At 54.8% G+C, this 14,080-nt stretch carries 12 protein-coding genes; 7 read left to right on the top strand and 5 right to left on the bottom strand.

Going from position 1 to position 14,080, the window contains the following annotated elements; genetic code table 11:
* The first annotated feature begins 159 nt into the window (after nt 1–159).
* Nucleotides 160–480: a hypothetical protein gene (locus VIJ98_RS10885; protein ID WP_154156385.1), complete on the top strand. Its 321-nt coding sequence runs from the start codon at nt 160–162 to the stop codon at nt 478–480.
* A gap of 117 nt (nt 481–597) precedes the next feature.
* The gene (locus VIJ98_RS10880) at nt 598–765 is read left to right on the top strand and encodes a hypothetical protein (protein WP_008110452.1); all 168 of its coding nucleotides are present in this window, start codon (nt 598–600) and stop codon (nt 763–765) included.
* A 78-nt stretch (nt 766–843) separates the two neighbouring features.
* Here VIJ98_RS10880 and VIJ98_RS10875 read toward each other — a convergent pair whose 3' ends face one another.
* Nucleotides 844–1,575, bottom strand: coding sequence for a bifunctional 2-polyprenyl-6-hydroxyphenol methylase/3-demethylubiquinol 3-O-methyltransferase UbiG (locus VIJ98_RS10875; protein ID WP_154156383.1), 732 nt, complete (start codon nt 1,573–1,575; stop codon nt 844–846).
* A gap of 256 nt (nt 1,576–1,831) precedes the next feature.
* On the opposite strand from VIJ98_RS10875, the gene VIJ98_RS10870 reads away from it, so the two are divergent.
* Nucleotides 1,832–2,479, top strand: coding sequence for a metallophosphoesterase (locus VIJ98_RS10870; protein ID WP_154156531.1), 648 nt, complete (start codon nt 1,832–1,834; stop codon nt 2,477–2,479).
* 3 nt (nt 2,480–2,482) lie between these two features.
* On the opposite strand, the gene rsmF is transcribed toward VIJ98_RS10870, so the two are convergent.
* From rsmF to yebS, 3 genes are all read right to left on the bottom strand, one after another.
* Nucleotides 2,483–3,907, bottom strand: coding sequence for a 16S rRNA (cytosine(1407)-C(5))-methyltransferase RsmF (gene rsmF / locus VIJ98_RS10865; protein ID WP_154156381.1), 1,425 nt, complete (start codon nt 3,905–3,907; stop codon nt 2,483–2,485).
* Between the two features lie 72 nt (nt 3,908–3,979).
* Nucleotides 3,980–6,619 carry a PqiB family protein gene (locus VIJ98_RS10860; RefSeq protein ID WP_154156379.1) on the bottom strand — a complete coding sequence of 880 codons (2,640 nt, stop codon included), beginning with the start codon at nt 6,617–6,619 and terminating at the stop codon, nt 3,980–3,982.
* A complete protein-coding gene (yebS, locus tag VIJ98_RS10855; RefSeq protein WP_008110430.1) occupies nt 6,588–7,832 on the bottom strand; it encodes a membrane integrity lipid transport subunit YebS in 1,245 nt (414 codons plus the stop codon). Before yebS ends, VIJ98_RS10860 begins: the two co-directional genes overlap by 32 nt.
* A 217-nt stretch (nt 7,833–8,049) precedes the next feature.
* On the opposite strand from yebS, the gene VIJ98_RS10850 reads away from it, so the two are divergent.
* From VIJ98_RS10850 to htpX, 4 genes are all read left to right on the top strand, one after another.
* On the top strand, nt 8,050–8,550 hold the full coding sequence (locus VIJ98_RS10850; protein ID WP_008110428.1) for a GAF domain-containing protein: 501 nt from the start codon (nt 8,050–8,052) through the stop codon (nt 8,548–8,550).
* 96 nt (nt 8,551–8,646) lie between these two features.
* Complete coding sequence (proQ, locus tag VIJ98_RS10845; RefSeq protein ID WP_008110425.1) at nt 8,647–9,327, top strand: RNA chaperone ProQ; 681 nt, start codon at nt 8,647–8,649, stop codon at nt 9,325–9,327.
* A 19-nt stretch (nt 9,328–9,346) separates the two neighbouring features.
* Nucleotides 9,347–11,386: a carboxy terminal-processing peptidase gene (gene prc, locus VIJ98_RS10840; RefSeq protein ID WP_061718719.1), complete on the top strand. Its 2,040-nt coding sequence runs from the start codon at nt 9,347–9,349 to the stop codon at nt 11,384–11,386.
* Nucleotides 11,387–11,606: 220 nt separating this feature from the next.
* Nucleotides 11,607–12,488 carry a protease HtpX gene (gene htpX, locus VIJ98_RS10835; protein WP_008110421.1) on the top strand — a complete coding sequence of 294 codons (882 nt, stop codon included), beginning with the start codon at nt 11,607–11,609 and terminating at the stop codon, nt 12,486–12,488.
* A 51-nt stretch (nt 12,489–12,539) separates the two neighbouring features.
* Here htpX and VIJ98_RS10830 read toward each other — a convergent pair whose 3' ends face one another.
* Nucleotides 12,540–13,922 (bottom strand): MFS transporter, encoded by a 1,383-nt coding sequence (locus tag VIJ98_RS10830; protein WP_323273894.1) that lies wholly within the window; start codon nt 13,920–13,922, stop codon nt 12,540–12,542.
* Nucleotides 13,923–14,080 lie beyond the last annotated feature (158 nt).

Here is a 14,080-nt window from a genome sequence, read left to right as displayed (position 1 = left end):
TCAGGTAATTGCCTGATATCAGAATTATTAGCACTGCTTAGGCAGTGCTTTTTTATTTTTAAATACCCATCTTAACGTTACTTATTCCCCCGATCGTCATCTCTCCCAGATGCTACAGTTTCTCGTAATAAATCGCCGCTTTAGTGAGAATCTTGCAAGATGTACAAGCCTGTTATTCTGATCGCCATGCTGCTGAGTGGCTGCGCGCTGAAACAATATCCGCAGTCTGCCAATGTGAGCGATGCCGAAGCGCAAACCTACGACTGTGCAGCACTGAATCAGGAGATTGTTAAAAGCCAAAGTGTTAAGCAGCAGATCGATAAAACTGGCGAGTTTGACGCGCTAACCATACTCGGCTTCGTCGGGGATTTTGGTATCGGTAACGGCATTGCGAAAGCCAGTGCGAACAATAAGGCTGCAGCGCGTTTACAGCAGTTGGAAAATCTCAAGGCTGTGCGTTGCGAGCATAACGCGACTTGATGATGACCGAACGGGAAATAATCAGCAGAAAAGGTGCGGTCATATAGCTGCAGTCAGTCTGTGCGAAAAATGGTATAACGTTGGCGCATCTGATTAATGGCCGGATAAGGATCCTTCATGGCAAATACACAATATCTTCTCTGGGTAATGATTGGCACCCTAACGCTGCTTTGTATCTTTATTGGTGTGGTAGTTGGCCGCGCCAAAACGCCGCGTATTGGAACGCTGACATTCGCCGGTTTATTAGCCTTCTTCTTGCTGGCGATCTTTTTAATCACGCGCTAGTACGCAATGCCCCTTGAATGTCACAAATAGCGTCGCAGGGATATGTAAAAGGCTGCAGTGTGCAGCCTCAAGACAACGTCACAACGGTTTACGCGCGGCCAGCAAAAACATCATCGGACGATCGCGTTCTTCCGCCAGCGCGGGATTCAGCGCAACCATCTCTTCGCTCGGGCCCCATTCATCGAGATGCACCATCTCAAATCCTGCGCCGATCACTGCATTGATCCAGGTTGCCAGCTTGCGATGCTGCTTCTTCACGCCATCGGCAAACCAGTTGCTGATGCGCTCGCCTTCCTGCTGATAATGATTGACCGGCCAGCAGCGCTGCTGGTGCTCATCAACCATCCACTGCTGTTGTGTAGGTGCGGTGTAAATCGGATGTTCACAGGAAAACACCAGCGCGCCGCCCGGCGTGATCGCCTCAAACAGGGTAGCGAAAAGCGCGTCAATATTGGTGAGGTAGTGCAGCGCCAGCGAGCTGTAAGCGAGATCAAAGGATTCGCCTAACTGCAAAGTTTCTAAATCGGCGCGCTGATAGCAAATCTCCGTTCCCTGCGTCATGCTCGTGGCTTGCGCCAGCATCTTCTCGGAAACGTCGAGTCCCAGCACGTCGCGCGCGCCTTGCTGCTGCGCGTATCGGCAAAACCAGCCGTAGCCGCAGCCTAAATCGAGAACACGTTTATCCTGCAGGTCAGGCAGTAATGCACGCAGTGCGGGCCATTCTGGCGCGCCGTCTAATCCCTTAACGGAACGTGGCAAGGTGGCGTAACCGGCAAAAAAGGTAGGATTGTCGTAAATATTCTGGCTCATACAGGCTCCTTTATATGATGCGCAAAGGAGTTTAGGCGTTTAGCGCGGAATGTAAAGTGGCGTAATTATCCCACAAATAACAGATGTACCAGACGAGCGAGTGATTCCAGTAGCAGCAAGCTACCAATGAAAATAACGATTAACACACCAATGAATTGCTTCCGTCCGCTCATGCTGTTCCCTCCGCTGGCTAAACCTGACCGGACTATACTTTATGCCGGGCTCACTAAACTTCCAGTCAACCGGGGAAGATTACATGCTTTACCAAACGGTAAACACGCAATTGTGGCGAAAGATTTGGGTGGTTGGCGATCTGCACGGTTGCCGCGCCCAACTCGATGCGCAACTGCAGAAGCGGGATTTCGATAAGCAGCAGGATTTATTGCTGTCGGTGGGCGATTTAATCGATCGCGGGCCGGACAGTCCTGGCTGTTTAGCGCTGATGCAGGAACCCTGGTTTCGCTGCGTGCGCGGCAATCACGAACAGATGGCGCTCGCTGCGCTGGATGGGCGAGATCAAACCTTATGGATGATGAACGGCGGCGAGTGGTTTTGGCAGTTGAAGGGCGCAAAATTAATTGCTGCGCGCCATGCGTTAAAACGCTGCGCTGAGTTACCGTTGATCCTGCATCTGGATTTCGGCGATCGCGTAGTGGTCATTGCCCACGCCGATTATCCTGCCAGTCATTATGCGCTGGGGCAGGATGTTGACTGGCAACAAGTGGTGTGGAGTCGCGATCGGCTGGGACGCCATCAACGCGGCAGTTCAACCCACATCGATGGCGCCAGTGATTTCTACTTCGGCCACACGCCGTTAGAACAACCGCTCAATGTGGCGAATCAGCATTACATCGATACTGGCGCGGTCTTCGGCAATCATCTCACTCTGGTGCAATTGCAGTAACGTTTAACGGAACAGACGCCCGTCGCGCACCAGTTCACGTGGATAACTGTTTTTAATGCGATTACCCACTTTCTTCGCCAATCCCAGCGGCTGCTGCTGATAGGTGACGATCACTTCATCCCGGTTGGGCAAGGTTTCCGGATGGATATCCTGACCGCGATACCAGGTTTCCGCTTCTGCATCGGTGAGTTCGAAATCCAGCGCGCTGCCTGGCTGCGTCAACGCCACTACCGCTTCGTGCTGCCAGCGGTAGCCTTTCGGGAAGGTTTCTGCCAGCTTAAGGCCGATGCGCGAGAAGCGCACTTTGCCCAACCAACTCTCCAGCGCCGCCGGGAACAGCCACAGCTCTTTATCGCGCTGCCACAGCGTGTGGTTCTCATCCCACTGCAAGCCGACTTTTGCCGCCGCCTGCTGCACTTCGGCGCTCAGCTTGCGGCTGGCCGGAGAGAAGGGCAGTTTGCCAACTTTATAGGTTGGCGTGGGCAATGCCGGAATGCTGGCGGTTTTACGCAGACGCGCGACGAAGAAACCTTCGCTATCGAAAATTTGCGGGAATACGTGCAGGAAACCTTCGGCGGTTAACGCCTGATCGGCTCCGGCGAACAGGCCGTTCAGCGGTACGATTTCAACCGCATCGGGATAACGCTGTTGCAACCATTGAATCACTTGCTGATTCTCGATCTGATTCAGTGTGCAGGTGGAGTAAATCAGCGTGCCGCCGGGCTGTAAGGCGTGGAAAGCGCTATCGAGCAGATCGCGTTGGGTTTCGGCAATCGCTTCGGTGCTGGCCAGCGTCCAGTTACGTAGCGCGTCGGCATCTTTACGCACCACGCCTTCGCCAGAGCAGGGCGCATCGAGCAGAATGGCATCGAAACGTTCTGGCAGCGCGGCACCAAACACGCGGCCATCAAAATGCGTCAGCGCCACATTGCTGACACCGCAGCGGCTGATGTTTGCGTGCAGCACTTTAACGCGGCTGGCCGAGTATTCGTTCGCCAGAATAGCGCCTTCATTGCGCATCAATGCGGCCATCTGCGTGGTTTTGGAACCCGGTGCGGCAGCCACATCCATCACCTGACGCGCATCGGGTGCGGCATCAAACAGCGCGGTAACCGGCAGCATTGAGCTGGCTTCCTGGATGTAGAACAGCCCGCTCAGGTGCTCCGCCACGCTACCAAGCGGCAGCGATTCGTCATCACGCTCAATCCAGAATCCTTCGGCACACCACGGAATGGGCGATAAGCGCCAGCCATAGTCGGCGGTGCGGGCGAGGAAATCTTCCACGCTAATTTTTAAGGTGTTGACGCGTAAGCTGCGACGCAACGGTTGCTGGCTAATGGCGAGAAAGCGTTGCAGTTCGGCGTCGTCAGCAAGGCTGGCGCGCATCAGCGCGAGGAAATCTTCGGGAAAGCGATCGGACACGGGCATCTACCGGGAAACGAAATGAGCGCGAAGTGTAACACGCGAAAAAGAATCGGGCAGCCAGGCTGCCCGATTTGCTTAAGGTTGATTAGGGTCCGGAATCGCGGTGCCCCAGTCGCGCCACGCTTTCGGCGCTTCATCCTGTAGCAGGAAGTGTTTGTTGGCGCCGGCCTGCGGTGCTAATGGCACCGTCGGCGGTGTGGCAAATTGTACGCCGCCGCGAATGAACTGCTGGAAGGTGCCGGTTTTCAACACGCCGCCAATCAGACCGAAATCGAAGTTATAGCCGGAAGCCAGCCAGAACACCGAGTTGTTGCGCACCAGATGTTGATACTTCTTACTGATGCGTAGCGCGATCTGCACGCGATCCGCCATATTGCCCAGCGACGTTCCGGTTACCGTGCCCACCTCTACGCCACGGAACAGCACAGGCGTGCCGACCGACAGCGATCCGGCGTCAGCTGCATCGACATAAATCGTCAAGCCGTTCAGGTAGCGTGAATCGGTGATGGTGCTTTCCTGCAGTTCAAAGGTGCGCGCCGGTGCACCTTTGCCCGGATCGACGTTGAGATAAGGCTGCAACAGCGTTTCGATATGATTAACGCCCGCCGCAGAGATCTCCGGAGATACCACCGAGAAGCGACTGCCGATGCGCGCGAAGTCCTGCACGTATTCCGGATAAAGCACCGCTTTAGCGACCACCTGATTGTTATCCGAACTCAGCGCCAGTGATTCAACCTGGCCAATGTTGATGCCGAGATAGCGAATTGGCATTCCCGCCGCCAGTTTGCTGGCATCAAAGGTGTGCAAGGTAATCTGGCTGCCAACTGCACGCGCGGCGGTTTCTGATGCGTACAGCACGCGCTTAACGCCTTTCGCTGCCTGCGCACCGGTCAGATTATCGAAGCTGATGGCACCTTTCAGCGCACGATTGAGCGGGGACGCTTGCACGGTTAAACCGCTGCCGTTGAGCTGCACTTTGGCGCCGCCTTCGGCCCAGAACACACTTTCGCTGGTGAGTAGCTTGCGATATTGCGGTTGAATGTGAATCGAGATCTCAAACGCATCCGCGCGCGGCACTACATCTACCACTTCACCGACCTGGAACTTGCGGTACAGCAGCACCGAACCGGCCTGCACATCTGGCAAGCTGTTGGCGGTGAGTTTCAGCGTGGTCGGCGGCTGTTCGCCCACGATGCCTTCCTGGGCACGTTCCGCATCGGCATATAAAGGATAACGACTGGATGGATTGCCTTTCGCGCCGGGAATCAGGCGAATGCCGCCATCCACCCATTCGCGTGCGCTGGCGCCCAGCACTTGCATACCATCGAGGCCAAACTTCACATCGAGGCGGCTATTCACCACAAACTTGCTGTCGGCGTGCACCAGATTACGGTGTTCCGGGTTGATAGCTGCGACAAAGCTGATGCCATTCTCATCCAGCGTGCGTGAAATCACCTGGCCGATTTTCATGCCATACAGCATCACCGGCTGGCCGGCATCGATGCCGTAGGTTTCCGGCGCGCTGAGTTTTACCGTCAGCACGTCCGGTTTTTGCAGCAAGGTTTCGCTGGCCGGTAACACAGTGAAGTGATCCTGCGGCTCACCTTCGCCGGGCACCAGTTCGAAGGTATTGCCGGTTAGCAGGCTGCTGATATTGGTGTCGGTCAGGCTGATCTTCGGTGTACGCATCTCAATGCGCGTTCCGCTGCGCATCAAACCGGTTACTGAAGGATCGACCGTCAGCTCGCCGGTGACCTTGCCGCCATCCAGCAGGTTGAGTTTGGTTAAGGTGCCGACTTCCAGCCCCTGATACATCAGCGGCGTACTATCGGCTTTCAGATTATCGCCGCTCGGCAAATCCAGTTTCACTTGCACGCCGCGCTGACTGCGCGCCAAATCCGGATAGAGCTGGTAATTGGCATCCACCTGCGCTTGCTCGCCGTCATTGGGCGAATCGAAGGCAATCGCGCCATTCACTAACGCAGCCAGACTTTCCAGCTTCACTTTGGCACCGCTCAGGCTGACATCCGCATCAACGCCGGAGACATTCCAGAAGCGGCTCTGCTTTTTCACCAGATTGATAAAGCGGCGCTCAATCAGCACATCAATGGTGACGCCATCGGTGCTGTTATTCAGGCTGTAATCGTAAACGCGACCCACCGGAATTTTGCGGTAGTAGACCAGCGAACCGGTGTTGAGCGAGCCGAGATCCGGCGCACGCAGGTGGATCAATAGCTCGCCGGTATTGACGCGATATTTCGGTTGGGTATCGAGCGCGGTGAAGTGATCGCTCTCTTTACCTTTGCCCGGCATCATGCCGATGTAGTTACCGCCGACCAGCGCATCAAGTCCGGAGACGCCCGCCAGCGACGCTTTTGGCGTCACCAGCCAGAATTGGGTGTCTTCACGCAGCGCATCGCGCATGTCGCTTTTGATGCTGGCCTTAATCTGGATGCTGCGATAGTCATCACTCAGCACAATGCCTTGCACCGTGCCCACTTCAACGCCCTGATAGCGAATGGGTGTGCGGCCTGGCACAATCCCGTCGGCGGTCTGGAAGTTAATGGTGATCGTCGTACCGCGCTCCTGATAATTGGTCCACAGCAGCCAGCCAGCAATCAGCAGGGCGATGATGGGCAATAACCAGAACGGCGAAATCTTGCGCTTGTTGCGCAGATTGGCGCTAGTCGGTGTAGTCGGCGTTTCCTGTTGCATGTGCATCCCAGATCAGGCGGCTATCAAGCCACTCTACAGCCATAATGGTCAGAACAACGGCGGCACCAAAATAGAAGGCGGCCGGTCCCATGGTAAAAGCCAGAAGCTGGTCACGATTGACCAGCGACATGGTTACAGCAATCACGAACAGATCCAGCATCGACCAGCGGCCCACCCAGGTGACGGCGCGCAGCAGGCGAATGCGGGTTTTTAACCCCTGTTCGCATTTGAAATGAATGCTGATCAACAAGGTCAGCATCACTAACACTTTGGTAAAGGGCACCAGAATACTGGCGATAAACACCACGGCGGCAACCGGAATATTGCCCGATGCCAATCCCAGAATGCCGGAAAATATGGTGTCTTCACGGCGTGCGCCATTCACGTACACCACCGAAATCGGCAGCAAATTGGCGGGGATCAGCAGCACAATTGAGGCGATGAGCGCTGACCAGGATTTCTGCAAACTGTGGCGGCGGCGATAGTCGAGCGGTGTGTGGCAACGCGTGCAGCGCCCACGCTCATCGGCTACACCGGTTTGATGGCAGTTAAGGCACACTTGCCACTCTTCGGGCGGGGAAGTGGGCATCGCTTGCGGATAGTACTGTTCCCACAGCTGCTCAACGTTTAGATGAATCAGCGTCAGCAAGCTGAGCACCGTCAGCGCGATATAAGCCACTAAACCGTAGCCCACCTCCAGCGAGGCGTAATCTTGCACCTTGATTGATGCCACCGCCACGCCGACCAGATAGATATCCAGCATCACCCACTCTTTGAGCTTATCCATCATCAGCAGGACCGGGCGCAGGTTCATACCGAGCGCATTGCCCAGCCAAAGATAGAGGATGCCGACGACCAGCGTGACCGGCGCGCCAATGGTGCAAAACGCCACCATCGACGCGGTTAGGGTGTCGCCCTGCTGCGCCATCTGAATCACGCCCTCCACCAGGCTGGCGTTAATGCGCATGCCCAGCAGGCGAATATCGACCAGCGGCAAGCTAAAAGCGAACGGCATCAGCACGATCATCACCACCGCCATGGCGGTGAGTCGCGTCATTGACCAGTCACGGCCGCTCTGTATTTGTGCATGACAGCGGGGGCAATAGGCTGTCTGATGCGATTTCACATCCGGTAAGGAAAAAAGGGTATCGCATTGCGGACAACGCTGATAACGTGCGTGGGGCAACGTCTGGCTGATAGCGTGAATTTTCATAGGTGACGCAAGTGCCCATCGTTCGTTACGTTTACCGGCATGCTGAGTAGCGCAAATTTGCCTGCAATATTCGGTGGTACCAGAATACTCTTATCCACCGACTGCTAAGGGTATAGTAACTAACAGAATGATTCACCTTATGCGCCTGGATTATTAGTGCTTATTTTAACAACTGAGTGACAACAAGGTCACCACAGTGACGAGTTATGGTTGAACAATGAACAAAAAAGCTTTTTACGAGGATTTGAATCGCGATATCCGCGCTCTGTTGGCGGGCGAAACCTCGTTCCTGGCCGCGCTCGGTAATTGCAGCGCGCTGCTTTTTGAACGTCTGGAAGGCGTGAACTGGGCTGGATTCTATTTACTGACGGAACCGAACACGCTGGTGCTGGGCCCGTTCCAGGGCAAAATCGCTTGCGTACGTATTCCGGTTGGCAAAGGCGTGTGTGGTACAGCGGTAGCCGAGGACAAAGTGCAGTTGGTGGAAGACGTGCACGCGTTCCCAGGTCACATCGCCTGTGACGCGGCCAGCAACGCCGAAATCGTGATTCCTCTGAAAGTAAATGGCACCCTCGTGGGTGTTTTAGACATTGATAGTACGGTTTATTCTCGCTTCGATAGCGAGGATGAAGCGGGGCTGGTGGCCCTTACCGACGGGCTTTGTGAAGTGCTGGCGGGCAGCGACATCGTAAAATTTATTCAGCTGACGCACAGCTAATCGACTGGATCACATAGCATTTGGCGATGTTGTCATTATAATGTCGCCTGTTCATGCCTGCTCTGGTCGGCAAATCCGTTGTAATCAGGAAATTTCATGGAAAATCAACCTAAGTTGAATAGCAGTAAAGAAGTCATCGCCTTTTTGGCGGAACGTTTTCCGCAATGCTTTAGCGCCGAAGGCGAGGCGCGTCCGCTCAAAATCGGCATTTTTCAAGATCTGGTCGAGCGTGTTCAAGGCGAACTGAGCCTGAGCAAGACGCAACTGCGTTCTGCCTTACGTCTTTATACCTCTAGCTGGCGTTATCTTTATGGCATCAAAGCAGGTGCCATCCGTGTCGATCTCGATGGCAACGCCTGTGGCGTGCTGGATGAGCAACACGTAGAACATGCGCGCAAGCAACTGGAAGAAGCTAAAGCCCGCGTTCAGGCGCAGCGCGATCAGCAGAAAGCGAAGAAGCGTGAAGCCGGTGAAGAGACCGCTGAACGTCGTCCGCGCAAGCCTGCTCCGCGTAAAGCTGCCGAAGGTGATGCACCGCGTAAGCCACGTCCTCAGGCGCCGCGTGCGGCCGCTACTGAACGTGCCGCAGCGCCGCAGCCACCGCGTGCTAAACCTGTCACTGATACCTCAACGTTGCAGCCCGGCCAGAACATCAAAGTGACCGCAGGCAAAGGTGCAATGGACGCTACCATTCTGGAAATTACCAAAGATGGCGTTCGGGTTCAGCTCGCTTCCGGCATGGCTATGATTGTGCGCGCAGAACATTTGCAGTTCTGAAACGGAGGCTGACCCTGGCATGAACAATATTTTAAAGATCGGTATGATCGCGGGCCTGCTTTTAGCAGGCCCCACCTTTGGTGCAGATAATATTACCCGCGCCGACCAGATTCCCCAGCTACACGAAGATCCACAGCATCCCACCGTCAGCGAACGCGTTACATCGCGTTTTACCCGCTCTCACTATCGCCAGTTCGATTTGAATCAGGACTTTTCCGCGAAAATTTTTGATCGCTACCTGAATTTGCTCGACTACAGCCACAACGTGCTGCTGGCATCGGATGTCGCGCAATTCGCCGACAAGAAAACCACCGTCGGTGATGAGTTCCGCAGCGGTAAGCTGGATGTGTTTTACGATCTTTACAATCTGGCGCAGAAACGCCGCTTTGAGCGCTATCAATATGCGCTGAGCGTGCTGAACCGCCCAATGAATTTCACCGGCAATGACACCATTGACATTGACCGGGCAAAATCGCCATGGCCGAAGAGCGTTGATGAGCTCAACGCGCTGTGGGATGCCAAAGTTAAATATGACGAACTGAGCCTGAAACTGGCCGGTAAAGATGAGAAAGAGATCCGCGAAACGCTGACCAAGCGTTACAACTTTGCCATCCGTCGTCTGGCGCAAAGCAACAGTGAAGATGTGTTCCAGCTGGCGATGACCGCGTTCGCGCACGAAATCGATCCCCACACTAACTATCTTTCACCGCGCAACACCGAGCAGTTCAATACCGAAATGAGCCTGTCGCTGGAGGGTATCGGCGCAGTGCTGCAGATGGATGACGATTACACGGTGATCAACTCGATGGTCGCGGGTGGTCCGGCGGCGAAGAGTAAAGCGATCAGCGTCGGCGACCGCATTGTCGGTGTTGCTCAGCCGGGCAAGCCAATGGAAGATGTGATTGGCTGGCGTCTGGATGATGTGGTTTCAAAAATCAAAGGACCGAAAGGCAGCAAAGTACGCCTTGAAATCCTGCCAGCCGGTAAGGGCACTAAAACCCGCACCGTCACGCTAACGCGTGAAAAAATCCGTCTGGAAGATCGCGCCGTGAAAGGCACCGTGCATAACGTTGGCAAAGAGAAGGTCGGCGTGCTCGACATTCCTGGCTTCTACGTTGGCCTGACTGACGATGTGAAGGTGCAGCTGCAGAAACTGCAGAAGCAGAACGTCGACAGCGTGGTGATCGATCTGCGTACCAACGGCGGTGGCGCCCTGACTGAAGCCGTTTCACTCTCTGGCCTATTTATTCCAAGCGGTCCGGTGGTGCAGGTGCGTGATAACAATGGACGCGTGCGCGAAGACAGCGATAACGACGGCATTGTCTATTACAAAGGTCCGCTGGTGGTGCTGGTCGATCGCTTCAGTGCTTCGGCGTCTGAAATCTTCGCTGCGGCGATGCAGGATTACGGTCGTGCGCTGATTGTCGGTGAACCGACCTTCGGTAAAGGCACCGTGCAGCAGTATCGTTCGCTGAACCGCATCTACGATCAGATGCTGCGTCCTGAGTGGCCAGCGCTGGGTTCCGTACAGTACACCATTCAGAAGTTCTACCGCATCAACGGCGGCAGCACCCAGCGTAAAGGCGTAACGCCGGATCTGCTGATGCCAACCGGCGTCGAAGCGGCTGAAACCGGTGAGAAGTTCGAGGACAACGCGTTGCCTTGGGACAGCGTGAATGCGGCAAGCTACACCAAAACCGGCGATATCGCGCCGTTGGTGCCGCAGCTGACCAAAGAGCACGCCGATCGCATCGCTAAAGATCGCGAGTTCCAGTACATCATGAAAGATATTGCGCGTTTCGATGCGATGAAAGACAAGCGTAATATCGTGTCGCTTAATCTTGCTCAGCGTGAGAAAGAGAACCGCGAAGATGATGCACTGCGTCTGGAACGTATCAACGCACGCTATCAGGCGGAAGGCAAAGCGCCGCTGAAGAGCATCGAAGATCTGCCGAAGGACTATAAAGAGCCGGATCCGTATCTGGATGAAACGGTGAAAATCGCTAACGACATGGCGCAGCTGGAGAAATCTCAGCCTGCAGCCGAAAGCGCGAAATAACCGTTTGGCCTGTGAAACAGCACCGCTTCGGCGGTGCTTTTTTTTAGGCTAAAATCGTTATTAAGCGCTGCTGATACACTGAATTGCGCACTTCAGTGCCTAATGTAAAGTTATGTCTTTTTAGACACTTAAAGATTAAGGTTGCTTGAAATGCGCGGCGATGACCATAGGATAGATATCCGCGCATATGCGCGTGCACAACTGAGGAAGATTAACGTTTATGATGCGTATTGCTCTTTTCCTGCTCACCAACCTGGCGGTGATGTTGGTATTCGGACTGATTTTGAGTCTGACAGGAATCCAGTCAAGCAGTGTTCAGGGTCTGATGATTATGGCAGGTCTGTTTGGCTTTGGCGGTGCGTTTGTTTCACTGCTGATGTCCAAATGGATGGCGTTACGATCCGTTGGCGGTGAGGTTATTGAACAACCGCGTAATGAGACGGAACGCTGGCTGATGGAAACCGTCGGCCGCCAGGCACAACAGGCTGGCATTGCGATGCCGCAGGTGGCGATTTATCACGCGCCCGACATTAACGCCTTTGCGACAGGTGCGCGCCGTGACGCGTCGCTGGTCGCTGTTTCCACCGGCTTGTTGCAAAACATGAGCCGCGATGAAGCGGAAGCGGTGCTGGCACACGAAATCGCCCACATCGCTAACGGCGACATGATCACCATGACGCTGATTCAGGGTGTGGTGAACACCTTTGTTATCTTCATCTCGCGTATTCTGGCGCAGATAGCTGCTGGCTTCCTGTCGGGTAACCGCGACGGTGAAGAGAGCAGTAACGGTAATCCGATGGTTTATTTCGCGGTCTCCATGGTGTTGGAACTGCTGTTCGGTTTCCTTGCCAGCATCATCACTATGTGGTTCTCACGTCACCGTGAATTCCATGCCGATGCGGGTTCCGCCAAACTGGTGGGTCGCGAGAAGATGATTGCCGCACTGCAACGTTTGAAAACCAGCTACGAGCCGCAGGAGCCAGGCAGCATGATGGCGTTCTGTATCAACGGTAAAAGCAAATCGTTTAGTGAGCTGTTCATGTCGCATCCGCCGCTCGATAAACGTATCGAAGCGTTGCGCAGCGGTGAATACCTGAAGTAGCCAGTGTTTGCATACCAAAAACAAGGGCGCCAGATGGCGCCCTTGCTGTTTTCAGGATTCGGCAGTCTGCCGTGTCTGCGTCATACGCGCGAGGCTCACCACGGCGGCAACGCTGGCAAAGCCACCTGCCAGCAGCAGTGAGGCGTGTGTACCGTGGTCACTGAACAGATTAAACATCAGAGCTACCAGCGCCGCGCCGCTGCTTTGTCCCACCAGACGCGCGGTGCCGAGCATTCCGCTGGCACCACCGCTGCGATTACGCGGTGCTGCGGTGATGATGGTGTGATTGTTGGGTGACTGGAACAGACCGAAACCGGCACCGCATAGCATCATGCGCCAGATGATATCCACATCAGTTGGCTGAGTCGGCAACAGTGCCAGTAGGAACAGACCGGCAGCGAACATCGCTAATCCCAATCCGCCCAATAATCCGGCATGGAACTTCTCGATCAATCGACCCGCAATGGGTGCCATCACCATAGTTGCCAGCGGCCACGGCGTGAGCAGCAAACCGGTTGCTACTTCATCACGACCGAGCACGTTTTGCAGGAAAAACGGCAGCGCCACCATCGCCAGCATCTGCGCGCAGAACGAGCAAATTGAAGTGCCAATCGACAGCGAGAAGATCGGAATACGCAGCAAATCCACTGGCAACAATGGCACCGGCATTGCTAACTGACGACGGATAAACACTATGCCTACCAACACCAATGCCACCAACTCGGCCACAATCAGCCAGCCGTTTTGCCCTTGTGAGAAACCGCTCAGTGCTGTAATCAGCAGCCCAAAGAACAACGCATTCATTATGGCGCTGGGTACGTCGAATTTCTGTTGTTTGGCTTTCTGTGGGTTATCTGGCAGGAAACGCAACGCCAGCCACAGCGCAACAATACCGAGTGGAATGTTGATCAGGAACAGCCATTTCCAGCTGGCGACCGAAAGAATCGCTGCCGCCACGGTTGGCCCGGCTGCACTCGACACCGCGACGATCAGAGAGTTAATCGCCATACCGCGCCCGAGAAAGCGCTGCGGATAGATGATGCGGATCAGCGCAGTGTTGACGCTCATCAGCGCTGCGCCACCAAAGCCCTGCAGCACGCGCGCCACGGTCAGCGTATTCAGCGATGAGGAGAGGGCGCAAAACAGCGAGGTGGCGATAAACAGCGCAAGTCCAACTTGATAGACGCGGCGGTAACCAAGCATATCGCCAAGAAACGACAGCGACAGCAGCGAGATAACGATAGCGATTTGATAGGCGTTAACAATCCAGATCGATTCGGCTGGACTGGCATTCAATTCACGCGCAATGGTCGGCAAAGCCACGTTGGCGATAGCCCCATCCAGCACCGCCATCATGATACCGAGTGCAATGGTGATGATCGCGCCATAGCGCTGTGGAACGGGCAATCCATCCTGAGCAACAGTAGAGGACATAAGTTAGGTAAGTAAAGGAAGTGAATATCATCATGCTAATCAATTCGCTGCCGAAAAGCACCGCATTCATTGACATAAAATTACGTGTGGATGTGTCACTTAGCGTCAGTCGTTGCCGCCATCAGGTTGAAACGCATATACTGGCGCTTCTGTTCCGT

The sequence above is a fragment of the Pantoea sp. S18 genome (assembly GCF_045689705.1).
GTDB lineage: Bacteria > Pseudomonadota > Gammaproteobacteria > Enterobacterales > Enterobacteriaceae > Pantoea > Pantoea symbiotica.
Note: the sequence above shows the minus strand (reverse complement) of the source record. Positions and strands in the feature narration are given on the sequence as shown.